At 66.7% G+C, this 22120-nt stretch carries 18 protein-coding genes; 5 read left to right on the plus strand and 13 right to left on the minus strand.

All coding sequences use genetic code 11. From position 1 onward, the window contains the following. Positions 1-23 precede the first annotated feature (23 nt). Complete coding sequence (locus VMT40_RS03165) at positions 24-668, plus strand: MBL fold metallo-hydrolase (RefSeq protein WP_326357173.1); 645 nt, start codon at positions 24-26, stop codon at positions 666-668. A 24-nt stretch (positions 669-692) separates the two neighbouring features. Here the strand turns inward: VMT40_RS03165 and VMT40_RS03170 are convergent, their stop codons facing one another. The 5 genes from VMT40_RS03170 to VMT40_RS03190 form a co-directional block, all read right to left on the minus strand. Next, positions 693-2999 (minus strand): MMPL family transporter, encoded by a 2307-nt coding sequence (locus VMT40_RS03170; RefSeq protein ID WP_326356451.1) that lies wholly within the window; start codon positions 2997-2999, stop codon positions 693-695. Positions 3000-3189: 190 nt separating this feature from the next. After that, positions 3190-4572: a dipeptidase gene (locus VMT40_RS03175; protein WP_326356452.1), complete on the minus strand. Its 1383-nt coding sequence runs from the start codon at positions 4570-4572 to the stop codon at positions 3190-3192. A 14-nt stretch (positions 4573-4586) separates the two neighbouring features. After that, a complete protein-coding gene (locus VMT40_RS03180) occupies positions 4587-5051 on the minus strand; it encodes a hypothetical protein (RefSeq protein ID WP_326356453.1) in 465 nt (154 codons plus the stop codon). Beyond that, entirely contained in the window at positions 5048-6490 is a 1443-nt protein-coding gene (locus tag VMT40_RS03185; protein ID WP_326356454.1) for an APC family permease, read from the minus strand. The genes VMT40_RS03180 and VMT40_RS03185 overlap by 4 nt, the downstream gene beginning before the upstream one ends. Before the next feature lie 46 nt (positions 6491-6536). Beyond that, the gene (locus tag VMT40_RS03190; protein ID WP_326356455.1) at positions 6537-7448 is read right to left on the minus strand and encodes a glutaminase; all 912 of its coding nucleotides are present in this window, start codon (positions 7446-7448) and stop codon (positions 6537-6539) included. A 131-nt stretch (positions 7449-7579) separates the two neighbouring features. Here VMT40_RS03190 and VMT40_RS03195 point away from each other — a divergent pair, with 131 nt between their 5' ends. Both VMT40_RS03195 and VMT40_RS03200 read left to right on the plus strand, forming a co-directional pair. Then, complete coding sequence (locus VMT40_RS03195; protein ID WP_326356456.1) at positions 7580-9085, plus strand: glutamate decarboxylase; 1506 nt, start codon at positions 7580-7582, stop codon at positions 9083-9085. Further along, positions 9082-10647 (plus strand): amino acid permease, encoded by a 1566-nt coding sequence (locus tag VMT40_RS03200; RefSeq protein WP_326356457.1) that lies wholly within the window; start codon positions 9082-9084, stop codon positions 10645-10647. The genes VMT40_RS03195 and VMT40_RS03200 overlap by 4 nt, the downstream gene beginning before the upstream one ends. On the opposite strand, the gene VMT40_RS03205 is transcribed toward VMT40_RS03200, so the two are convergent. From VMT40_RS03205 to VMT40_RS03215, 3 genes are all read right to left on the minus strand, one after another. Beyond that, positions 10644-11951 carry an anaerobic C4-dicarboxylate transporter family protein gene (locus VMT40_RS03205; protein ID WP_326356458.1) on the minus strand — a complete coding sequence of 436 codons (1308 nt, stop codon included), beginning with the start codon at positions 11949-11951 and terminating at the stop codon, positions 10644-10646. The genes VMT40_RS03200 and VMT40_RS03205 overlap by 4 nt on opposite strands. Beyond that, positions 11948-12682, minus strand: a complete 735-nt coding sequence (locus tag VMT40_RS03210) for a peptidase E (RefSeq protein ID WP_326356459.1) — start codon at positions 12680-12682, stop codon at positions 11948-11950. Before VMT40_RS03210 ends, VMT40_RS03205 begins: the two co-directional genes overlap by 4 nt. A gap of 64 nt (positions 12683-12746) precedes the next feature. Beyond that, positions 12747-14927, minus strand: a complete 2181-nt coding sequence (locus tag VMT40_RS03215; protein ID WP_326356460.1) for a S9 family peptidase — start codon at positions 14925-14927, stop codon at positions 12747-12749. 456 nt (positions 14928-15383) lie between these two features. On the opposite strand from VMT40_RS03215, the gene VMT40_RS03220 reads away from it, so the two are divergent. Further along, positions 15384-15599, plus strand: coding sequence for a DUF397 domain-containing protein (locus VMT40_RS03220; protein WP_326356461.1), 216 nt, complete (start codon positions 15384-15386; stop codon positions 15597-15599). A gap of 81 nt (positions 15600-15680) precedes the next feature. Here the strand turns inward: VMT40_RS03220 and VMT40_RS03225 are convergent, their stop codons facing one another. The 5 genes from VMT40_RS03225 to VMT40_RS03245 form a co-directional block, all read right to left on the minus strand. Beyond that, positions 15681-16640 carry an alpha/beta hydrolase gene (locus VMT40_RS03225; protein ID WP_326356462.1) on the minus strand — a complete coding sequence of 320 codons (960 nt, stop codon included), beginning with the start codon at positions 16638-16640 and terminating at the stop codon, positions 15681-15683. Positions 16641-16768: 128 nt separating this feature from the next. After that, on the minus strand, positions 16769-17206 hold the full coding sequence (locus VMT40_RS03230) for an HIT family protein (protein ID WP_326356463.1): 438 nt from the start codon (positions 17204-17206) through the stop codon (positions 16769-16771). Between the two features lie 130 nt (positions 17207-17336). Further along, on the minus strand, positions 17337-18758 hold the full coding sequence (purB, locus tag VMT40_RS03235) for an adenylosuccinate lyase (RefSeq protein ID WP_326309832.1): 1422 nt from the start codon (positions 18756-18758) through the stop codon (positions 17337-17339). Between the two features lie 174 nt (positions 18759-18932). Then, on the minus strand, positions 18933-19538 hold the full coding sequence (locus VMT40_RS03240; protein ID WP_326356464.1) for a TetR/AcrR family transcriptional regulator: 606 nt from the start codon (positions 19536-19538) through the stop codon (positions 18933-18935). Positions 19539-19607: 69 nt separating this feature from the next. Next, entirely contained in the window at positions 19608-20765 is a 1158-nt protein-coding gene (locus tag VMT40_RS03245) for a pyridoxal phosphate-dependent aminotransferase (RefSeq protein WP_326356465.1), read from the minus strand. 71 nt (positions 20766-20836) lie between these two features. On the opposite strand from VMT40_RS03245, the gene VMT40_RS03250 reads away from it, so the two are divergent. Beyond that, a complete protein-coding gene (locus VMT40_RS03250; RefSeq protein WP_326356466.1) occupies positions 20837-22072 on the plus strand; it encodes a M23 family metallopeptidase in 1236 nt (411 codons plus the stop codon). The last annotated feature ends 48 nt before the right edge of the window (positions 22073-22120 follow it).

Raw genomic sequence — 22120 nt, forward strand, 5'->3', positions numbered from 1 at the left:
CTTGGACGGAGCTACGGTTGGGTATGCGCATAGCCCATTTCGGACATTCCTGCATTCTCGTGGAGATGAACGGCGCGCGGATCCTGTTCGATCCCGGCACTTTTTCGCACGGTTTCGAGGGCATCACCGGATTGGACGCCATTGCCGTCACCCATCAGCATCCCGATCACATCTGCCCGAACCGAATCAACGCGCTGATCGAGGGGAATCCGCAGGCCAGGCTGCTGTCGGACCCGCAGACCGCGCTCATGCGGGGCGAGCCCTGGGAACCCGTCCATGCCGGAAATGTCCTTAAAGTCGGTGATGTCCAAGTAACCGGCGGCGGTGGTCGGCACGCCGTCATTCATCCCGACCTTCCGGTCATCGACAACACGGTTTTCCAACTCGGCACGCCCGAGGAACCGGCGCAACTCGTGCACCCCGGCGATTCCCTCTGGGTACCGCCGACCCCGGTGGGCGTGCTCGCCATTCCGGCGGTCGCCCCGTGGATGCGGATCAGCGAGGCCGTGGATTACCTGCGCGCGGTAAATCCCCGGGTCGCCTTCCCTATCCACTACGGCATCATCGCGCCCGAGGCCCAGGGCATCTATTTCGGTCGGCTGAACGAAATGGGACCGGCGAAAACCGAATTCAAGATCATCGAACCGGAGGACAACGCCGAATTCTGACGGCGGTTATAACCAGCCGACAGTTCAATGCGTCAGCAGCTCTTCCCGATCCGCCGCCTCCCGCTGCTGGATCTCGCGCAGGCGCGCGCCCTCCACGTCGATATCCGGCACGATCTTCGACAGCCAGCTCGGAATCCACCAGGCCCACTTGCCCATGAGCACCAGCAGCGACGGGATGAGCACCATGCGGACCAGGAAGGCGTCGAAGAAGACGCCCGCCGCGAGGGCGAAGCCCATGGACTTGGCGCTCACGTCGGGCTCCATCATGAAGGAGCCGAAGACGAAGATCATGATGATGGCCGCGGAGGTGACCACCCGAGCGCCGTGGTGGTAGCCGGAGATCATGGCCTCCTTCGGCGATTTGCCGTGCACGTACTCCTCGCGCATGCGGGTCACCAGGAACACCTGGTAGTCCATGGCGAGACCGAAAACCAAGCCGATCAACATGATCGGCATGAAGCTGATGATCGGCCGCGGTTCGGAGATGATGCCGAGCCTGCCGTCCTGGAAGATCGCGACGGTCGCGCCGAAGGTCGCGGCCATGGACAGCAGGAAGCCCAGCGCCGCGGTCAAAGGCACCAGGATGGAACGGAATACGGCGATCAGCAGTAGGAACGCCGCACCGGCCACAATGGCCAGATAGGGCACGATCTTGCCGAGCAGCACGTGGTCGATATCGGCGTAAATGGCTGTGGTGCCGGTGATTCCGTACTCCATGCCGTACTGGGACTTGAACTGTGACTCGGCGTCGCGGGCGTCGCGCACCAGATTCTTGGTGTCCTGGTCATTGGGCCCGGTCTTGGGCACGGCCTCGAGCCGCGCACCCTGCTTGTCCGGGCTGAAGACCGGGTTGGTCACGTAGTTCATGTCCGAGTATCCGGCGAGCTTGTCGCGCAACGCGTTTACCGCCGCCTCACGCTGGTCCGGCTGCACATTCGACAGGTCGACGGCGACCTGCAGCACGCCGTTGCTGCCGACACCGAAACCTTCGGTCCGTAGCTCGTATGCCTTTCGCGCAGTGGAGGTCTTGGGCAGGCTGTCCTCACCGGGCAGTCCGAGTTGCAGGTGAGCGGCGGGTGCGGCGATCAAGCCCAGCACCACGATGCTCAGAATCAGGGTGAGCACGGGCACCCGGCCGATCGTCCGGGCGACGCGCACACCATTGGTGACCTGGCTGTCGTCCTCCGGATCGCTCTGGGCGATGATGGGCAGCTTCGGCCTGAAGATGAAGCGTCCGAACGCACCGAGCAACGCGGGCATGAGCGTGAGTGCGACCAGCACCGCGAACCCCGCCGCGACCGCGCCGCCCAGTCCCATGAAGGTCAGGAATCGCACGCCGACAATGCTCAGCCCGACCAGCGCGATAATGACGGTCATACCGGCGAACACCACCGCGGAACCCGCCGTACCCAGCGCCACGCCCGCCGCCTCTTCCGGCGAATCCTGCACCGACAGTTCATGTTTGAAGCGGGACACGATGAACAGCGCGTAGTCGATGGACAGCGCGATGCCGATCATGGACGCCAGGAAGGTGGTGAAGCTGGGCACGTCGATGAAGGCGGTGCCGACGAGGATCGTGGCGGTGGCCGCGCCGAGCCCGACGAAGGCGGTGACGATCGGGACGAAAGCCGCGATGAGCGCACCGAAGCAGACGATCATGACCACGAAGGCGAAAGCCATACCGACGAGCTCCGATTTGCCGCTCGGCTGCTGCTGCTCCATGGCGATGGTGCCGGAGAGTTCGACGGTCAGGCCCGCATTGCGCGCGTCATCGGCCACGTCGTATGCCGCCTTGCGGTCGTCGGCGGTGATCGCGCCGAAGTCCTTGATGGCGAAGGGGACACTGAGCACGGCGACCGTGTCGGGCTTGTCTGGGTTGAGCACGTTCAACGGTGCGTTGCTGCAACGGCTCACGAAGTCCTTGGAGGTGCGGTCGCCCGCGAGGCAGCCCATCTGCTCGGCGGCGGTGATCGGATCGGCGAGGGGTTTGGCGTGGTCGACGATGCCGAGCCCCTTCAACTTCTGCACCAGACCCTCGACAGCCGCCCGGTTCGCGGGGTCGGTGAGCGTGGTCCCGGCCGGTGCGCCGATCACGTAGACGCCGGTGACGGCGTCCGGCGCGTATGCCTGCGACATGCCCGGAAAGTGCTCGTCGAGAATGTGGTTGGCGCGCTCCGACGGCAGGTTCGGGATGTCGAAGGAGTTGCTCATCGGCTTGTGCAGCGCACCGCCCAGGATGCCGAGCACCGCTACAAAAATCAGCCAGATAGGCAGCACGATCCACTTGCGGCGATATGCGAACCTGCCCCACCGGTACAGATAGACGGACACGAGCTCTCCTAGCGGTCGCCGGGCGTGCTGTGGTCTTCGTGCTACCGATTGTTGAGTTTGCTATCGAATTGCCCTCGAAGCAAGCGATCTTGATCGAATTGACGCCGCACCGCCGGGCAGGCGCGGACACCGCCCGGCGGCGCGAACCTCGAGGACCGCTGTCGCGCTAGCGGTAGGAGGCCAGGAAGCGCTAGCGGTAGGAGGCCAGGAACAGGGCCTCGGCCAGCGCCATGTTCTCGATCTCGGTGGGGTCCACACTCTCGTTGGGTGCGTGGATCAGGCACTTGGGCTCCTCGACGCCCATGAGCATGATCTCGGCGTCGGGGTAGGTGTCGGCGAAGACATTGCACAGCGGAATCGAGCCGCCCTGGCCCTCGGTGGTGGCGGGCCGACCGTACGCGGCCGCCATGGCCGCCGCCATGGCGGTGCGGGCGGGGCCGTCGGTGCTGCCGACGAACGGCGAGCCGGTGGCCTCGGTCTCGATGGTCAGCTTGGCATTCCACGGGGTATGCGACTTCAGGTGCGCGGTGAGCGCTTTCAGCGCCTCGTCGGGCTTGGTGCCCGGCGGGATGCGCAGGTTGAGCCGCGCCCGTGTTTTGGGCTGGATGGCCGCCGAGGAACCCACTACCGGCGGGACGTCCATGCCCAGCACGGTGAGAGCCGGTCGAGCCCAGAGCATGTCGGCCACCTTGCCGCTGCCGAGCAGCTCCACACCGCCGAGAACGTCGGCGTCGGAACGGAATTGGTCGGCGGGATACTCGTGGCCATCCCACACCTGATCACTGCGCAGCCCGTCCACCGTGGTGTTGCCGTGCTCGTCGCGCAGCGTGCCGAGCAGGCGGATCATGGCGGCCAGGGCATCGGGGGCCGCGCCGCCGAACATGCCGGAATGCAAAGGCCCGGACAGGGTTTCGAGGGTCACGACCACATTCACATTGCCGCGCAGCGTCTGGGTGAAGGTGGGCACGCCGACCGCGAAATTGCCGCAGTCGCAGATCAACAGGGTGTCGGCGCGCAGCAGATCCGCATTGCCCGGCACGAATTCCTCGAGGCCGCCGGTGCCCTGCTCCTCGGAGCCCTCCGACACCAGCACCAGCCCGACCGGGAAATCGTCGCCGTACACCTTGCGCAGCGCCCGCAGCGCGGTCAGGTGCATGACGATATTGCCCTTGCAGTCGGCCGCGCCGCGCCCGTACCAGCGGCCGTTCTTTTCGGTGAGCTGCCAGACCGGAGTCTCCCAGGCGGCGTCGTCGAGCGGCGGCTGCACGTCGTAGTGGCAATAGAGCATGACGGTCGGCTTCCCGGCCGGGGCCTTGCCGCGCGCCACCACCGCATTGCTGCCGTCGGGCGTCTGGTGCAGGCCCACGTCGGTGAGCCCTTCCGCCTTGAAGGCGTCCGCGACCCACCGCGCGGCCTTCTCGCATTCCTCGATCGGGAACTGCCGGGCGTCGTAGACGGATTTGAACGAGACGAGCTGCGCGAGATCGCTTTTGGCGCGCGGCATGAGTTCGCGCACCGCGGCGCGCAGGGCCGCGGTAGTCGAATCGTCCTTGGTCTCAACCGTACTGGTCAAGTCGTCCTCCCTGTTCACTTGTTCTGCTCGTCGGGTTTGACGGTGTCACCAGTCTTCAGGTCGCCGGTGTCTTTCAGGTAAGAAGCCAGCTTGTCGGGGCAATAGGTCTCGATGGCCAGCGCGGTGCCCTTCAGCACATCCTCATCGGCGATGACCGGTCGAGCGCCGGGTCCGGACGCGCCATTGCTGATCGCCGCCAGATACTGCGCCTTGATCAGCGGCGACGACGGGTCCTGGCACACCAGGCCGCCGTCGGTGCCCAGCGAGTCGGCGATGGTCTGCGCGTCCGGGGCGGTGAGCCCCGCCTGCTCCAGCCGCGAATGCAGTTCGCGCGCCTTGGTCAACGCCGCGTCGTCGTCCTTGCGGGTCTGCTGGAACACGATCACCCCCGCGACCGCGACGGCCACCAGCACCAGCGCCACCGCGAGATTGATCAGCCGCCGGTTGCGGGTCTGGTCGGGCCGCTCGACGAAGGTCATGCCAGTGCCTCCTCGGGAACCTCGCCCTGCCAGTCCGGCTTGCGGAAGCGCAGGAACAGGTACGGAATCAACAGTCCGACAATGCCCATGCCCGCGGCGATGATGAGCACGTACACCACCGGATTGGAGCTGGCGTACTGCGAGGGCGGCACGAAGCCGATGACGAACGCCGCGATGGAGGCCACCGTGCCGACCACGCACAGGGTGACCAGGATCGGCGCGCGATAGCCGCGCGGATGGTCGGGTTGGTTGCGCCGCAGGCGAACCGCCGCCGCGAACATGAGCACGTACATGATCAGATACACCTGCGTGGTGATCACCGACAGAATCCAGTACGCGCTCGACACATTCGGGATGAACGCGTACAGGCAGGCCAGGATCGTGGTGACGAAGCCCTGCGCGATGAGCATGTTCTGTTGCACCCCATGCTTGTTCACCCGGGTGAGGATGGGCGGCAGGAAGCCGTTCTGCCGTCCGATCAGCAACAGCCCCTTGGAGGGCCCGGCCAGCCAGGTGAGCATGCCGCCCAGCGCCGCGGCCACCAGCATGATGCCCAGGATCGGGGTCAGCCAGCCGATGCCGAAGTGGTTGAAGAAGCCGTCGAAGGCCTGCATGACGCCCGCGGTCAGGCTCAGGTTCGCCGACGGCACCACCCAGCTGATCACCAGGGCCGGAATGATGAAGATGGCCAGCACCAGCAGCACCGCCACCAGCATGGCCTTCGGGTACTGCTTGCCGGGATCCTTCAGCGAGGACACGTGCACGGCGTTCATCTCCATGCCCGCGTAGGACATGAAGTTGTTGACGATGAGCACCAGGCTGGCCAGACCGGTCCAGGCGGGCAGCAGATGCGAGGCGTCCATGGGCGCGGCGGACGGATTGCCCTGCGCCAGGAACACCAGGCCCAGGATCACCAGCAACGCGCCCGGAATCAGGGTGCCCACCACCAGGCCCATACTCGACAGTCCCGCAACGGTTTTCGTGCCCTGCGAGGAGATGTACACGGCCACCCAGTAGATGGTGATGATGACGATGGCCACGTACAGGCCATTGCCCGCCAACGATGGGTCGATGATGTAGGCGAAGGTGCTCGCCACATACGCCAGCAGCGTCGGGTAGTAGAAGATCGTCATGGCGAACTGGCACCACACGGCCAGGAAGCCGAGCTTCTGCGACAGCCCCTCGCCGACCCATTTGTAGACCCCGCCGGTCCATCCGGAGGCGAGTTCGGCGGCCACGAACGCGGTCGGCAGCAGGAACACGATGGCGGGCAGCACGTAGAGGAACACGCAGGCCAGACCGTAGACCGCCATGGTGGGCGAGGCCCGCAGGCTGGCCACCGAACTGGTGGTCATGAAGGCCAGCGTCAGCCACGAGATGTACTTGGTGGCGGTCGCGGGCTTCGCGTGCGCGGGCTGCCTGGTGGTCGTTTCGGCCATGCCGTTCGCTCTCCGTTCCGATGCCGGGGAAACGTCGAAAGTGCTTTCAGAAAACCGAGAATTGGCCCGCGCGCACGAACGCCTCCAGCGCGACCAGGCCGGACGCGGAGTTGCCCTTGGCGTCCAGACCCGGGCCCCACGCCGCGACCGAGCATTGATCCGGCACCACCGCCAGCAGCCCGCCGCCCACGCCGGACTTGGTGGGCAGCCCGACCTTGTACGCGTAATCGCCTGCGCCGTCGTAGGTTCCGCACATGGTCATGAGCGCGGTGATGTGTCTGGCATCCTCGCGGGCGAGCAGGCGACTGCCGTCGGCGCGCAGCCCGTGCCGGGCGATGAGCAGTCCGGCCTTGGCCAGTTCCGCGCAGGTGATGCTGAACGAGCACTGCCGGAAGTAGTGGTCCAGCGCGAGATCCACGCTGTTGCGCATGTTTCCGAAGCTCGCCATCAGATAGGAGATGGCGCGGTTGCGGTCGCCGGTGCGCAGTTCGGATTCGGCGATGACACTGTCCACGTCGAGGGTCGCGTTGCCGGTCTCGGCGCGCAGCAGCTCGCGCAGGGCGTTCACGGCATCGCCGGTATCGGCCAGCAATTGGTCGGCGACGACGATGGCGCCCGCGTTGATGAACGGATTGCGCGGAATCCCGTTCTCCAATTGCAATTCGATCAGGTCGTTGAAGGCCAGGCCGGACGGTTCGCGCCGGACCCGTTTCCAGACGTCGGTGTCCTTGCGGCTCAGCACCAGAGCGAGCGCGAAAGCCTTGGAAATGCTTTCGATGGCGAAGGGAACGTCCACGTCGCCGCCGGTGAACAGCTGCCCGTCGACCGTCGCGACGGCGAAGCCGAATTGGTGGGGGTCGACCTTGGCCAGGCCGGGAATGTAGTCGGCGACCGCACCCTCCCCGATGTGCGGCTTCGTGGCGGACATCACCTGCTCTATGACATGCTGATAGTCCATAAGGCTGAATAGTAACCGTTCAGCAACTATCCCTTGATTACGAAACGGTAGCTTGCAGAACCAGTTTCGATCATTGATACGTGGCTACCATCATCTCGGCAAACACCTGCCGAAATTCGATCGGAGGCCGAATGACCGCCTTGGAACCCGACGACGTCTTCGCGATGCCCGGCATCAGGCGTGCCGCACCGCACCGGGGCTTCCCCGACCACGAGATCTTCCCGCAGGTCGCCTACCAGATCGTGCACGACGAACTCATGCTCGACGGCGTCTCCCGCATGAACCTCGCGACCTTCTGCACCACCTGGGTCGACGACCAGGCGCGGCGGCTGATGAACGAATGCCTCGACAAGAACATCGTCGACAAGGACGAGTACCCGCAGACGGCCGAACTCGAGCAGCGCTGCGTGCACATGCTCGCCGACCTGTGGAACTCCCCCGACCCGCTGGGCACCCTCGGCACCTCCACCACCGGATCCAGTGAGGCCGCCATGCTGGGCGGGCTGGCCGCCAAGTTCCGCTGGCGCAAGAAGGGCGGGACGGGCGTCCCCAATTTCGTGTGCGGCCCTGTCCAGGTGTGCTGGGAGAAGTTCGCGCGCTACTTCGATGTGGAGATCCGGCAGATCCCCTTGCGCGGGGAGCGCTACACCATGCATCCGGACGATGTCGCGGCCTACTGCGACGAGAACACCATCATGGTGGTACCGACTTTCGGCCAGACCTTCACCGGACTGTTCGAGGATGTCGAGGGCATCAGCAAGGCCCTCGACGACCTCGAGGCCAGGACCGGCCTGGACATTCCGATCCATGTCGACGGGGCCAGCGGCGCGTTCCTCGCGCCGTTCACCGCCCCCGAAATCTGCTGGGATTTCCGGCTTCCCCGCGTCAAGTCGATCAATGCCTCCGGCCACAAGACCGGGCTGGCCCCGCTCGGCGCGGGCTGGGCCATCTGGCGCACCAAGGACGACCTGCCCGAGGACCTCATCTTCAATGTCGACTACCTCGGCGGCAATATGCCCACCTTCAACCTGAACTTCTCCCGGCCCGGCGGGCAGGCCGTGACCCAGTACTACGAGTTCATTCGGCTGGGTCGCCCCGGGTATCGAAAGGTGCAGTCCGCCATCTATATCGCCAGCCAGCATCTGGCCAAGGGCATCGCCGAGACCGGGCGCTTCGAACTCATCCACGACGCCGATCCGCGCCGCGGCATCACCGCCGTCTCGTGGAAGTTGGCCAAGGGCGAGGACTTCAACCTCTACGACCTCTCGGACCGGCTGCGCACCCGGGGCTGGCTCATCGCCGCCTACCCGCTGCCCGCCGACCGCGAGGACGAGACCATCATGCGCGCGGTGCTGCGCCACGGTTTCACCATCGACATGGCCGATCTGCTGCTCGCCGACCTGGACCGCAGCCTGAAGGTGCTGGGCAAGCACCCGATGAAGGTCCCGCTCACCCGCGAGGAGGCGGGCGGCTTCCCGCACAACGCCCGCGCGGCGGTGCCCACACCTCAGGCGAAACCGGTGCGGGCCAAGGCATCCGGAGGCAGGGCAGCCACGAATGGGAAGGCGGACGGAAAGATGACCGGTAAGACGGCCAAGGCGGGTAAGGCGGCAAAGTCCAAGGGCGGCAAGAAGTGAGCGCGGCCGAGAGTTCGTCCGCCGCAGGCACTTCCACCGCGATCCCGGCGAAAAGCGCCGGGACCACGAAGTATCTCAGCACCGTCGCTCTCGGCTTCACCACCGCCGCCGCCATTGTCACCAGCCTGCGTGGGCTGCCCGCCATGGGCAAGGAAGAACTGACGATGTTCTTCTACATCGCGTTCTCGGTGATTCTCTTCCTCATTCCCGCCGGACTGGTCTCGGCCGAACTCGGCAGCGCCTACGGCAAGCAGGCCGGTGGCCTGTATGCCTGGATCAGCGGCGCGTTCGGCAAGCGCGTCGGGTTCTGGGCGATCTTCCTGTCCTGGTTGCAGGCCATGGTGTTCTACCCGACCGGCCTGAGCTTCGCGGCCGCGGGCGTCGCCTTCGCCATCGACAAACCCGATCTGGCACAGAACCATTGGTACGTCGGCGTGTTCTCGGTCCTCGCCTACTGGCTGTGCACCGCCGTGGCGCTGCGCGGAAATCAGTTCGCCGCCAAGGTGACCCAGGCCGGATTCTTGCTGGGCACCGCCATTCCCGGGCTGATCCTGGTCGGGCTGTTCCTGTGGTGGTTGCTGGGCGGGCACTCGATCGGCTGGCAGCACACCACCGATCCCGCGGTGACCGTCCACCACGACGGCCACGACGGGCCGCGCTTCATGCCCTATATCGCCGGGCTGTCCTCGCTCGCCTTCCTCGGAAACATCCTGGAGAACTTCACCGGCATCGAATCGCAGGCGGTGCACGCCACCGAATTGCGGAACCCGGGCCGGGAGTACCCGGTGGCCATCGCCATTGCCGCGGTGGCCTCGGCGGGCATCTTCACCCTGGGCGCGCTGGCGATCGCGGGCATCCTGCCCTATGACGAGATCAACCTGAACTCGGGCGTTTTCGACGCCATGCGGTCGGGATTCGGCACGCTCATGAACATCGGGTGGCCCGTGCTGATTCTGGCGGCCATGATCGCCTACGGCGCGCTGGCGGGCACCCTGGCCTGGGTCACCGGACCCAGCCGCGGTGTGCTCGCCACCGCGCACGACGGCATGCTGCCGCCGGTCCTGCAGAAGGTGAATCCCCGTGGCGTGCAGGTGAACATCCTGCTCGTCCAGGGCATCGCGGTGACGGTGCTGTGCGCGCCGTACTTCGTCATGACCGATGTCAGCAGCGCGTTCTTCCTCATCACGGCCATGGCGGTCGGCATCTACATCATCATCTACCTGTTCATGTACGCCGCCGCCGTCCGCCTGCGCTACACCCAGCCGACTATGCCGCGCCCCTTCGCGATCCCCGGCGGCCGCGCGGGCATGTGGGGTTTCGCCGGAATCGGCTTCCTGGCCATGGCTTTCGCACTGGTCACGGCCTTCGTGCCGCCCGACCAACTGCCGATCGGCAACCCGACCACCTACATCCTGCTGGTGGCGGGCGGCACCGTCTTCTTCTGCGCCATCCCGATCGTGGTGGAGCGGTTGAAGAAACCCGATTGGGCCGCACCGGATCACGAGAAGGTCAAATCACACGGCCCGAGCAGCGAACTGCGGGAGCGCCTGAACCGGCGTTAGCCGACCAGCGCGCCCAACGGCAGCCCGATCGCGATGGCCACCAGGATGAACAGGGTGTTCGGCAGCTGGAAGGAGTGATCCAGCACGAATCTGCCGATGCGGGTGCTGCCCGTCTGATCCATGGCGACCGTCGCGATCTGGGAACCGTTGGCGGGCAGGATGTACATGCCCTGGCAGGCGGGCCACATTCCGGTGATCACCGCGGGCGACAGACCCAACGCGATGCCGATGGGCACGATGGCCTGCGTCGTACTGGACTGGCTGGTCGTCAGCATGGCGACCACCGCCAGCGCCACCGCGAACAACCACTTGTGATCGCTCACCGCCTGTCCCAGCGAATGTTCGATCTGCTGGTGGTTCTCGGCCACGAAGGTGTTCGCCAGCCAGGCCAGACCCAGGACCGCGACCGCGCCCACGATGCCCGGTCCGAAGATGGACTGCTTGGGCACCTGGGCCGGATCCGCCTTGCAGATCAAGAAGATCAGGACCGTCACCAATCCCATGACCAACTCGATGGTGGTGGTCACCGACAGCCGCTCCCCGCCGACCACCGGGCGCAGCTGGGAGATCAGGCCCATGGCCACCACCAGCAGCACGCCGCCGAGGAAGATCAGGGCCGAATTACGCGCCGGGGCAGGCAGTTTCGAGGTCAGGTCGATCGGTTCGGGCGGGGTGATGTGCCCTTCGGCCAGTCGGCGCTGAAATTCCGGATCGGCGGCCAGATCCTTGCCCACGCGGGTCTCCACCAGCGCCGCCACGACCAGCCCCGCAATGCAGGCGGGCCACATCACCAGCAGGATCTTGCCGAGCGCGAAGCCGTGCGGCTCCAGCAAGACCGCCAGCGACGCCGTGGCCGCCGACACCGGGCTGGCCAGAATTCCCGCCTGGGAGGCCACCGCCGCCATCGCCAACGGCCTTTCGGGCCGCAGCTTCTGGTTGTAGGCGACGCTGTAGATCACCGGCAGCAGGGCGTAGTAGATGAATCCGGTGCCCGCCCCGACGGTGAACAGGAACGACATGGCCGGGGCCAGGAACACCACGGCCTTGGGGCGGCTCATGATCACCCGGGTGGCCTGGCGGACCATCCAGTCGGTGCCGCCGACCGTCTGCATCACCGAGGCGGCCGTCACCACCAGCAGGACGATGAGAATGATGTCGACGGGCGGATTGCCCGGCTTCACATGGAATCCGAAGACCAGCACCAGCAGCCCGACCAGACCCCACGCGCCGATGCCGACGCCACCCGTGCGCACGCCCAGCAGGATCGCCAGAATGACGACCGCGCCCTCGATGGCCATCATCATGCGCTCGGCCCGATCCCCGGGCCGCCGGTGCTCACCAGATGCCGTACCGGAATCGGGGTTTCGACGATCCGATCCCCCTCGGCCGCCACCCGCCACGCCTTGCCGTCGGCCTGCGAGGACACCGCGCCGACCAGTTCCGCACCGTGGAAGTGCAGCGACACCAGATTATCGATGGCGTAACCCGGTGGTAGCTCACCTTTTTGAATGGCCCGGTGAAACAGCGGCTGGCGCTGGTCCTCGGCGTCGTAGTGCGGGCAGCAGCTGCCCGCCAGCAGGCCCAGCCCCTCCGGCAGGATTTGCAGCGTCGGGCCGTAGGAGTCGGTGGTGCCGCCCTGGAACCAACAGATCGCCCCGGCGCTGCCGCCGGTCATGACCGCGCCGTTCTCCCACGCCTCGCGCAGCAACACGTCCACGCCCTGGCGTCGCCAGACATCCAGCATGTTCGCCGTATTGCCGCCGCCGACGTGGACCACGTCCATGCTCAGAATGAATTCGCGCAGGTCGGTAATGCTGCGAGAGAACAGGCGGAGGTGGAACGGCGCGCAGCGGTCCGCGGTGTAGGTCTCGTAGAAACTGACGATGTAGTCCGGGTTGTCACCGGTCGCGGTGCCCAGGAACAGCACTCGCGGCTTCGGCTTCCCCGTCAGGCCCAGGATGAACTCGTGCAGCGGATCTCCCCGCCGGTCCATCATCGCCCGACCCGCGCCCGTGGCTACCACGTGACCGACCATGAATCCGCCCCTCTCCGAGCGAGATCACCGATGTCGGTTCACATGGTAGCTACGCGATTGCCTCCTATTTGTCAGCCAGGCCGACAGTGTCTTTGTCGGCCAAGCCGACAGTGTCGAGGACCCAGGCGAATTCGAAGGCCACTTCCTTCCACTTCTCGTAGCGGCCGCTGACGCCGCCGTGGCCCGCGCTCATCTCGGTCTTCAACAGCAGTTGCTGGTGGCCGGTCTTGGTGGCGCGCAGCTTGGCCACCCACTTGGCCGGTTCCACGTACAGCACCCGGGTGTCGTTGAGGCCGGTGATGGCCAGCATGGCCGGATAGTCCTGCGCCGTCACGTTCTCGTACGGCGAATAGGACTTCATGTAGTCGTAGACTTCCTTGTCCTCCAAGGGATTACCCCACTCGTCCCATTCGGTGACGGTGAGCGGCAGGGAGGGGTCCAGGATGGAGGTCAGCGGGTCCACGAACGGCACATTGGACAAAATGCCCGCGAACAGGTGCGGGGCCATATTGGCCACCGCGCCCATGAGCAGCCCGCCCGCGCTGCCGCCGTCGGCCACCATGCGGTCGGGCGCGGTCACCTCGGAATCCACCAAATGCTGTGCGACCGAGACGAAGTCGGTGAAGGTGTTCTTCTTGGTGAGGGTCTTGCCATGCTCGTACCAGAGCCGACCCATCTCACCGCCGCCGCGCACATGCGCCACCGCGAACACCATGCCGCGGTCCAGCAGCGACAGCCGCGCCACCGAGAAGTACGGGTCGATGGCGGCCTCGTAGGAGCCATATCCGTAGAGCAGCAACGGCTTCGGACCCTCGACCGCATCCCGGCGCATGACCAGCGAGATCGGCACCCGGGTGCCGTCCGCGGCCACCGCCCAATCGCGTTGCTGCACATAGTCGTCGGCGTTGTAGCCGCCCAGCACCACCTGCTCCTTGCGCAGCAGCAGCTCACCGGTCTCGGGCACGTAGTCGAAGACCTGGGTGGGGGTGATGAAGGAGGTGAGCCCGATGCGCAGCATGGGCTGCTCCCACTCCGGGTTCGAGCTCAGCCCGGCCGAGAACAGGGCCAGATCGAAATCGATGTCGCGCAGCTCGCCGTAGCCCTCGGAGGTCAACGGCCACACCGCGACTCGCGGCAGCGCCTCGCGGCGGTAGCTGAGCACCAGCTTGTCGGCGAAGGCGTCGATGTCCTCGAGCCGCACGTCGTCGCGGTGCGGAATCAGAATGCGCTGCTGGGCCGGATCCGACAGCGGGGCCTCGGCGAGCACGAAGTTGACCGCCTTCACCCCGTCCACCACATCGTTGTGCAGGATGAGCAGCTTGTCCTCGCCGCCGATCACCGCGTGCTCGGCGGAGTACTCCACGCCCTCGCGGCGCGGCATGAGCACCCGGAACTCGCCCTCCGGATTGTCGGCCTCGAGGATCCAGTTCTCCGTGGTGATCTTGGAGCCGGTCATGATGACCAGGAACTTCTCCGAGCGGGTCGCGCCGATGCTGACCCAGAAGCTCTCGTCCGCCTCGTGGAAGACGCGCACATCCGCGGCCTGCTCGGTGCCCAGGCGGTGCCGCCACACGCTGTCGGGCCGCCAGGACTCGTCGAGGGTCTGATAGAAGAGATGCGTTCCGTCCAGCGACCAGGTCGCGCCCGGCGCGATATTCGGGATCTCGTCGGCGAGCAGCTCGCCGGTGCGCAGATCCTTGACCCGCAGCGTGTAGCGCTCATTGCCGAGGGTGTCCACCGAGTAGGCGAGCAGGTCACCGGCGTGGCTGATGGAGTACGCGCCGAGGGCGAAGAAGTCGTGGCCCTGGGCCAGCTCATTGGAGTCGAGGACGATCTCCTCGCCCGGAATCTCGACGTCGGCCTCCAGCTTGGGCGGGGTCCAGTCGTCGGGATCGGCGATCGGGCAGCGGCAGTGCACGCCGTGCTGCTTGCCCTCGAAGGTGCGCGAGTAGTACCAGTAGTCGCCCATGCGGGTCGGCAACGACAGGTCGGTCTCCTGGGTGCGGCCCTTGATCTCCTCGAAGATCTTCTCCCGCAGCGGGCCCAGCTTGGCGGTCTGCGCGTCGGTGTAGGCGTTCTCCGCCTCCAGGTACGCGATGACCTCGGGATTCTCCTTGTCCCGCAGCCACTCGTACTCGTCGACGAACACGTCCCCGTGGTGCACGCGCTCCTTGGGCACCCGCTTGGCGATCGGCGCCACCACCGCGCCGGTTACTGAGGTCGCGCTCCCACTGTCCAAAGCCATGGGGTCCACGTTAGTAGCGCGCCCCCGGCGCTGGTCCGCGACCCGGCCGTGGCGCGGCTCCCGCACCGACGGGCGGGGAGCCGCACGGCGCGGCTCGTGGCCAACGCGTTCGAACTCAGCGCAATCGCCGCTGCCGTGCCCCATTCCCGGCGTGCTGATGCTGCTCGTAGAGATAGAACACCGCTGCCTTGCGACGGGCGCATTGGTCAGTCGGGCAACTTCGGTGAATCCGCAGAATGCTGTGAGCCAGTTCCACAGTGAAGCGCTCCGGAACCATCTCACAGCTGTCGGAGATGGGAGCAGCCCGCTGCGGGGACCATGGCGTGCGCACCACAAACCTCCTTCCGCTGACAGAAGATGGAATATCCGATCCGAACCCCTCACAAACACTGGCATGATGAGTGCGATCTACATCACCGACCAGTACTCGCTGGTGCCGCACAGGGGAGGCCGACAGTGGAAGCGAAAAATCGCGCGATCGAAGCCGATGCGGTGTGGCGGCGCGGCGACGAGAACGCCGACGGCGTCGAGATCGCCTTTCTGGCCAGTGGAAACGTGGGATTGCGGGATTCCCGCAATCCGGACGGACCCGTTCTGATCTTCACCCCGGGCGAGTGGGAAGCCTTCGTCGCGGGAGCCAAGGACGGCGAATTCAACCGGCCCGGAGCCTGATTCGGGTGGGCCCGACTCGATTCGAATCGGGCCCACCCGAATTCGTTCAGGGGGCTTGATCGGGCCGCGGCGTCGGCCCGCTCAAGCTCCGATCGCGGGACCGATGGTCGGCCAAGATTCGTGCAGCGTGTCCTGCCAGTACGACCACGAATGCGTGCCCACCGGCGAATGCTCCACCCGCGCCGGGATGTTCAGGGAGCGCAGTCGCTGCTCGAACGAGGTGACGCAGGCGTCCACCCCGAATTCGATGGGCCCGCCGAAGAAGATGTTCTCCGGCAGCTGCGGTTTGATCTCCAGCTCGTGCGGGCCGGGAATGCCGGTGCCGGTGGACAGGAAGATGGTCTTGCCGCGCAGCGCCTCGGTCAGCACCGCCGGATTGTGTTCCTGCCATGCGGGACTCGTCGGCCCGCCCCACATATTGAGCGGATTGCCACCGCGATTCGCGATCGAGAACATCATCGCGCCCTGGGCGATGGTGGTGTCCGGGCACGCGCTGTAGCCCGCCACCGCGCGATACAGCTCCGGATGCCGCACCGCGAGCACGAAGGCCGCGATGCCGCCCATGGACAGCCCACCGATGGCATTCACCCCGTTACCGGCGAAGTAGTCGTCGATGATGGGCGGAAGTTCTTGTGTCAGAAAGGTTTCCCACTGATAGCGGCCGAAGCGCGCGTCATCGGCGGCCCAGTCGGTGTAGTAGCTGGCCTGGCCGCCCATGGGCAGCACCACGTTCACGTTCTTGCCCTGGAAGAAGGGTTCGGCATCGGTGGCATTGGTCCAGGTGCTCTGGTTCGCGCCCGGATCGAGGCCGTCGAGCAGGTAGTAGCTGGGGCGGTCGCCGCCACCGGCCGGGTGTAGCACCTGGACCTGGATGGTGCGGCCCATGGCCGCGGAGTCGATGAAGATCGCCGAGCGGGTCGCGCTCAGCTGGTCGACGCGGACCACCTGTGCCGCCCGGGCGACCACCGGCGGCGTGGCCACCGGACACAGCAAACCAGCAGCAATGGCCAAAACTGCTGCGGCAACGACTCTTTTGCGCATGCCCCACCTCCATCAGCCCACCACAATCACGATCAAACGTAACTCGAGTGACTGCGGTGACGCGGAGAAATCAGGTTATGGCGTGTCCTCGGCAAACCAGACGGTTCGGATATGGTAATGCGCCTCGGCTATGAATCGGAAGGGGTTCGGGACAATGCGCCCCGAATCGATCCCGCCAGATAGTCCAGGTCCGCCCGTGGCGGCGTGGTCGGCCGCGCCCGCAGCCCGAAACCGTCGCCCGGAGTGCGCGGAATCACGTGCAGATGCACATGGAAGACCTCCTGGCCCGCCGTCACCCCGTCGGCCAGGAAGAAGTTCACGCCATCGCAGCCCACCTCCGAGGCCCGCAGGCCCGCCGCGATCCGCTGCCCCACCTGAAACAGCTTGCCGCCCAAGGCCGGATCCAGCTCGGCGAGACTGCGGGCCGGGGTCTTCGGAATCACCAGCACATGCCCGGGCGTCACCGGCCGAATATCCATGAACGCCAACACATCCTCGTCCTCGTACACCTTCGAGGACGGTGCCCGCCCGGCAACGATGTCGGAGAAGATCGTGTAAGGATTCATGCCCCGCAGCTTAAAACCCGACGACCCGGTCCATTCGATGGCCGGGGCGGCATGACCACACTCACCACCAACTCATTCGCCCCCGGCTCCGTTCAGGAGCCGGGGGCGAGATTCGAGAGTCGTTGTATCCCTAGAGGATCGGGGAGGGCGTGTAGCGGGCCGCCTCCGGATTGGCGTCCACCAGCTTCTGCACCTGGGCGATGACATCGGCGACCTGGGCCTCGGCCGCTCCGATGAACGCGGAGCGGTCGGCCAGGGCGGCGTCGAGCGCCGCGCGGTCCAGCGGCATGCGGTCGTCGGCGGCCAGGCGATCCAGCAGATCGGGCTCGCGGCCCTGCTCGCGCATGGCCAGCGCCACGGCCACCGCGTGCTCCTTGATGACCTCGTGGGCGGTCTCGCGGCCCACGCCCGCGCGCACGGCCGCCATCAGCATGCGGGTGGTGGCCAGGAACGGCAGGTAGCGGTTGAGCTCGCGATCGATGACGGCCGGGTAGGCGCCGAACTCGGCCAGGACCGTCAGGAAGGTCTCCATCATGCCGTCGATGGCGAAGAAGGCGTCCGGCAGCGCGACGCGGCGCACCACCGAGCAGAACACATCGCCCTCGTTCCATTGCGCGCCAGCCAATTCCGCCGCCATGGAGGCGTAGCCGCGCAGCACCACCTGCAGGCCGTTGACGCGCTCGCAGGAGCGGGTGTTCATCTTGTGCGGCATGGCCGAGGAGCCGACCTGGCCGGGCTGGAAGCCCTCGGTCACCAGCTCGTGGCCCGCCATCAGGCGAATGGTGTGCGCGAACGAGGACGGGCCCGCGCCCACCTGCACCAGGGCGGAGAGCACGTCGTGGTCCAGCGAGCGCGGGTAGATCTGGCCGACGCTGGTGAAGACGTTGGCGAAGCCCAGGTGCCCGGCGACCTTCTGCTCGAGCTGCGCCAGCTTGGCCGCGTCGCCGCCGAGCAGGTCCAGCATGTCCTGGGCGGTGCCCATCGGGCCCTTGATGCCGCGCAGCGGGTAGCGGTCGATGAGCTCCCGCAGCCGGGTCAGCGCGATGAGCAATTCGTCTGCGGCGGAAGCGAATCGCTTACCCAGCGTGGTGGCCTGCGCCGCGACATTGTGCGAGCGCCCCGCCATCACCAGCGTCTGGTACTCGGCCGCCCGCTCCGCCAGCCGCGCCGCAATGGCCACCCCGTGCGCGTACACATGCTCGAGCGAGAGCCGAATCTGCAACTGCTCCACATTCTCGGTGAGATCCCGAGAGGTCATCCCCTTGTGCACGTGCTCGTGCCCGGCGAGCGCGTTGAACTCCTCGATCCGCGCCTTCACATCGTGCCGGGTGACCCGCTCCCGCTCCGCGATCGAAGCCAGATCCACCCGATCCACAACCCGCTCGTAGTCCTCGACCACCCCCGCCGGAACATCCACCCCCAACTCGGCCTGCGCCCGCAGCACCTCCAGCCACAGCCGCCGCTCGAGCACGATCTTGTTCTCGGGCGACCACAGATGAACCAGCTCGGGGCTGGCGTAACGGGTGGCAAGGACGTTCGGCACAAGACTCACGTTGTGCCAGTTTACCGGCACGTTTACGCCCAGTTTGCCCAGCACCGTCCGTGGCACCCGGCGACTGCCCGCTGTTGCGAGTTCAGCCCCCTCGGTTGGGGTTTCAGGGGCTTGCCCCTGAGTCTTTTCTGTTGTTGGGGTTTCAGGGGGTACCCCTGAGAGTCCGAGAGTTGGTTAGGCCGGTGGGGCGACGATGTCGATGATCTCGAGGAGGGCGGCGCGCGCCATGCGGCGCGGCTGCGGGTCGAGTTCACCGAGCGCGGTCACCACCGCCCCATCGACGACCGCCACCAGGCGGCGGGCCTGTTCCGCGCGCACCACCCGATCGGAGCGGCGCAGCACGTCCAGCAGTAGCTCGTCGAGCTGGGCGCGTAGTCGAAGCTGCACTTCTCGGAGTTCGGGGTGGCGGGCCGAGGCGACCGAGCGCTCGTAGCGGGCGATGAGCTGGCCCCGGGCGTCCTCGTCCTGAATCTCCGGACCCACCAACAGGTCCAGCACGAGTTCGACGGTGGCCTCGGCGCCGCGGCGGCGGTGGGTGACCTCACCCACCCGACGACGCATGGTCTCCAATTCGGCATTGCCGGAGAACTCGACCGCGCGCGCGATCAGATCCTCCAGCGATTCGAAGTAGTAGGTGGTCGACGCGAGCGGCAGATCCGCCCGGGTCGCCACCGAGCGGTGCCGGACCGCCTCGAAGCCACCTTCGAGCAGAAGCTCGGCGGCGGCACAAACCAGCGCTTGGCGACGCCGTTCGCCTTTCGGAGTCGTCGCAGTGGTCACGGTGCAATCGTGCCAGTCATCTTCGACGCTGTGTTCATTTTGCCCACCGCGTTCAATCCGCTTGGCAGATCAGGCCAAATACCGTTCCAACCGGTCGAGTGCCGCTTCGATGTCGGCGCTGGCCCCGGCGAACGAGAAGCGAACCGTGTGATGACCATTGCGGGTGTCGAAATCGATGCCCGGGGCGAGCGCCACGCCGGTGTTGTCGAGCACCTCGGTGCACCAGCGCATCGAGTCGTCGGTCAGGTGCGCGATATCGGCGTAGGCGTAGAACGCGCCGTCAGCGGGGGCCAGATCGGTGATGCCGAGTTTCGGCAGGCCGGTGAGCAACAGCTGACGGTTTGCCGCATAGCGTCGAACATGACCGTCCAGTTCGGCTTTGGCCTCCGCGCCGAACGCGTGCACCGCCGCGAACTGAGAAATAGCGGGCGGGCACACGGTCATATTGGAAGCCAAGCGCTGGAGTGCGGGTCGCAGAGATTCGGGGACCAGCATCCACCCCAGCCGCCACCCGGTCATGGAGAAGTATTTCGACACCGAGCCGATGACGACCGACTCGCGTGAGGTCTCCCAGGCCGAGGAGGTCGGTTCGGTGTCGTCGTACACGATGCCGTGATAGATCTCGTCGGAGATCAGCAGCGTCCCGTGCTCATCGCACCAGCGGGCCAGCGCGGCCAGCTCCGCGGGCGCGATCATGGTCCCGGTCGGATTGGCCGGGCTCGCCACGATCAGCCCCGCGGGCGGCTCCGGCAGCGCCTCGAGCATGGCCACGGTCGGCTGGAATCGGGTCTCGGGCCCGCAGTCCAGTTCCACTACCTTGCAACCCAGCGCGGTCAGCGTGTTCCGGTAGGCCGGATAGCCGGGCCGGGCCACCACCACGGTGTCCCCGAGATCGAACGCCGCCAGGAAGATCAGCGTGAAAGCGCCCGACGAACCGGTGGTCACCACCACGTCCTCGGCGTCCACCCGCACCCCGTAGGTGCTCCGGTGGTGCTCGGCGATGGCCTCCCGCAAGGGCAGGATCCCGAATGTCTCGGTATATCCCAGCAATTCGCTGTCCATTGCCGCCCTGGTGGCCCGCAGCACCGCCTCCGGTGCGGGCGTGGAGGGCTGCCCCGCCGCCAGCACCAGCACATCTCCGTGTGTCCGGGCCCGCTGCGCTGCTGCTTTCCAGACGTCCATCACGTAGAAAGGTGGAATGGTCGACCGGCGAGATTCGATACGCACTCGACAGACGGTAGAGCACCCGCTCCCCCGCCTGTCCGGGAACGGCCACGCGAATGCCTGAGGAGGGCGCTGTGCAGGGGGGACCAGCAACCACCGGGAACACCCCGGAAACGGACGCACACCCACCCAACCCCACCCCACCTGCGCCGGAACCACCCGCCCAACCCGAGCGCCTCCTGGGTGCCCTCGTCCGACGGCGTCGCTCCACCCCCCTTCCCCGGCCCGACTCCGATGAGGCCGCGGACCTCACCCTCGCCGAGGCGGCACCCGATAGCGACGGCTTCCGCTTCACGGGCGGCAGCTATACCCCCGGGGTGCGGTCGCAATTGGCCGCCGAAGACACGGGGCCTTCGCGGTTCGAGGAGGTCGCGGCGCGGCTGCGGCGGGTGGCGGTCCGGCTGCTACGGCAGGTCGTGGAGTGGCTACGGGTGTATGCACCGATCGTGCGCGATCGGGCTGTCGAGCTCTGGCGACAGCGGCCGCGTTCGTGGGCCGAGACCGTCGAGCTGGCGCGGCGCGGGCGGGCCGAGGCGCGGCGGCGGTGGCCGACGGTGCGGGCGTGGAGCATTCGGCATCGGGTGCTGATCGGGGGCGTGGTCGCGGTGCTGGTGTTCGCGAGTGCGGACGGGGCGCTGGGGTTGATTCCCAGCGATGCGCAGGTGAGTCCCGGTGTGGCGCTGCGGGTTCCGGTGCAGTACCCGCTGCAGGTGCAGGCCTCGCCGGAGTCGTCGAAGCGGTATCTGGACGCCATCAACAATGGTGAGCATCTGCGCGAGCAGGCGGTGGTGTCGGCGGCCGCGGCGCAGACGCTGGAGCGGGCCAAGGCGGAGGCCGCGGCCGCGGTGGCCGGGCAGCCGCAGCCGTGGATGACCCCGTCGCCGGACAGCTCGCTGCCGCCGGGCTTCGTGATCCCGGGCGTCGGCGGCTACGCCCTGCCCGCCAAGGGCGTGTTCACCTCCGGATTCGGCCCGCGCTGGGGCACTTTCCACGCGGGCATCGATATCGCCGCGCCCCTGGGTTCACCGATCTACGCGGTGGCGGCGGGCACGGTCATCGACGCCGGACCGGCGCAGGGCTTCGGCCTGTGGGTCCGCATCCGCCACGACGACGGCACCATCTCCGTCTACGGGCACATGTACGACTTCTCGGTCTCGGTCGGCGAACGCGTCCCCGCGGGCCTCCAGATTGCCCGCATCGGCAACCGCGGCGACTCCACCGGCCCCCACCTGCACTTCGAGATCATCATCAACGGCCAGCACGTCGACCCCCAACCGTGGCTGGCCCAGCACGGCATCATCGTCGGATAAGGGCTTCGAATACGAATGCGGCCGTCCGAATTCGGTTCGGACGGGCGC

This window comes from Nocardia sp. CDC160 (assembly GCF_035818795.1).
In the GTDB taxonomy this organism is placed as follows: domain Bacteria; phylum Actinomycetota; class Actinomycetes; order Mycobacteriales; family Mycobacteriaceae; genus Nocardia.

Coding starts and splice junctions, on each gene's coding strand:
- VMT40_RS03185 (WP_326356454.1), bottom strand. CDS start 6,490: ATGGCCGAAACGACCACCAGGCAGCCCGCGCACGCGAAGCCCGCGACC.
- VMT40_RS03180 (WP_326356453.1), bottom strand. CDS start 5,051: ATGACCTTCGTCGAGCGGCCCGACCAGACCCGCAACCGGCGGCTGATC.
- VMT40_RS03225 (WP_326356462.1), bottom strand. CDS start 16,640: ATGCGCAAAAGAGTCGTTGCCGCAGCAGTTTTGGCCATTGCTGCTGGT.
- VMT40_RS03215 (WP_326356460.1), bottom strand. CDS start 14,927: ATGGCTTTGGACAGTGGGAGCGCGACCTCAGTAACCGGCGCGGTGGTG.
- VMT40_RS03205 (WP_326356458.1), bottom strand. CDS start 11,951: ATGATGATGGCCATCGAGGGCGCGGTCGTCATTCTGGCGATCCTGCTG.
- VMT40_RS03210 (WP_326356459.1), bottom strand. CDS start 12,682: ATGGTCGGTCACGTGGTAGCCACGGGCGCGGGTCGGGCGATGATGGAC.
- VMT40_RS03165 (WP_326357173.1), top strand. CDS start 24: ATGCGCATAGCCCATTTCGGACATTCCTGCATTCTCGTGGAGATGAAC.
- VMT40_RS03195 (WP_326356456.1), top strand. CDS start 7,580: ATGACCGCCTTGGAACCCGACGACGTCTTCGCGATGCCCGGCATCAGG.
- VMT40_RS03190 (WP_326356455.1), bottom strand. CDS start 7,448: ATGGACTATCAGCATGTCATAGAGCAGGTGATGTCCGCCACGAAGCCG.
- VMT40_RS03230 (WP_326356463.1), bottom strand. CDS start 17,206: ATGAATCCTTACACGATCTTCTCCGACATCGTTGCCGGGCGGGCACCG.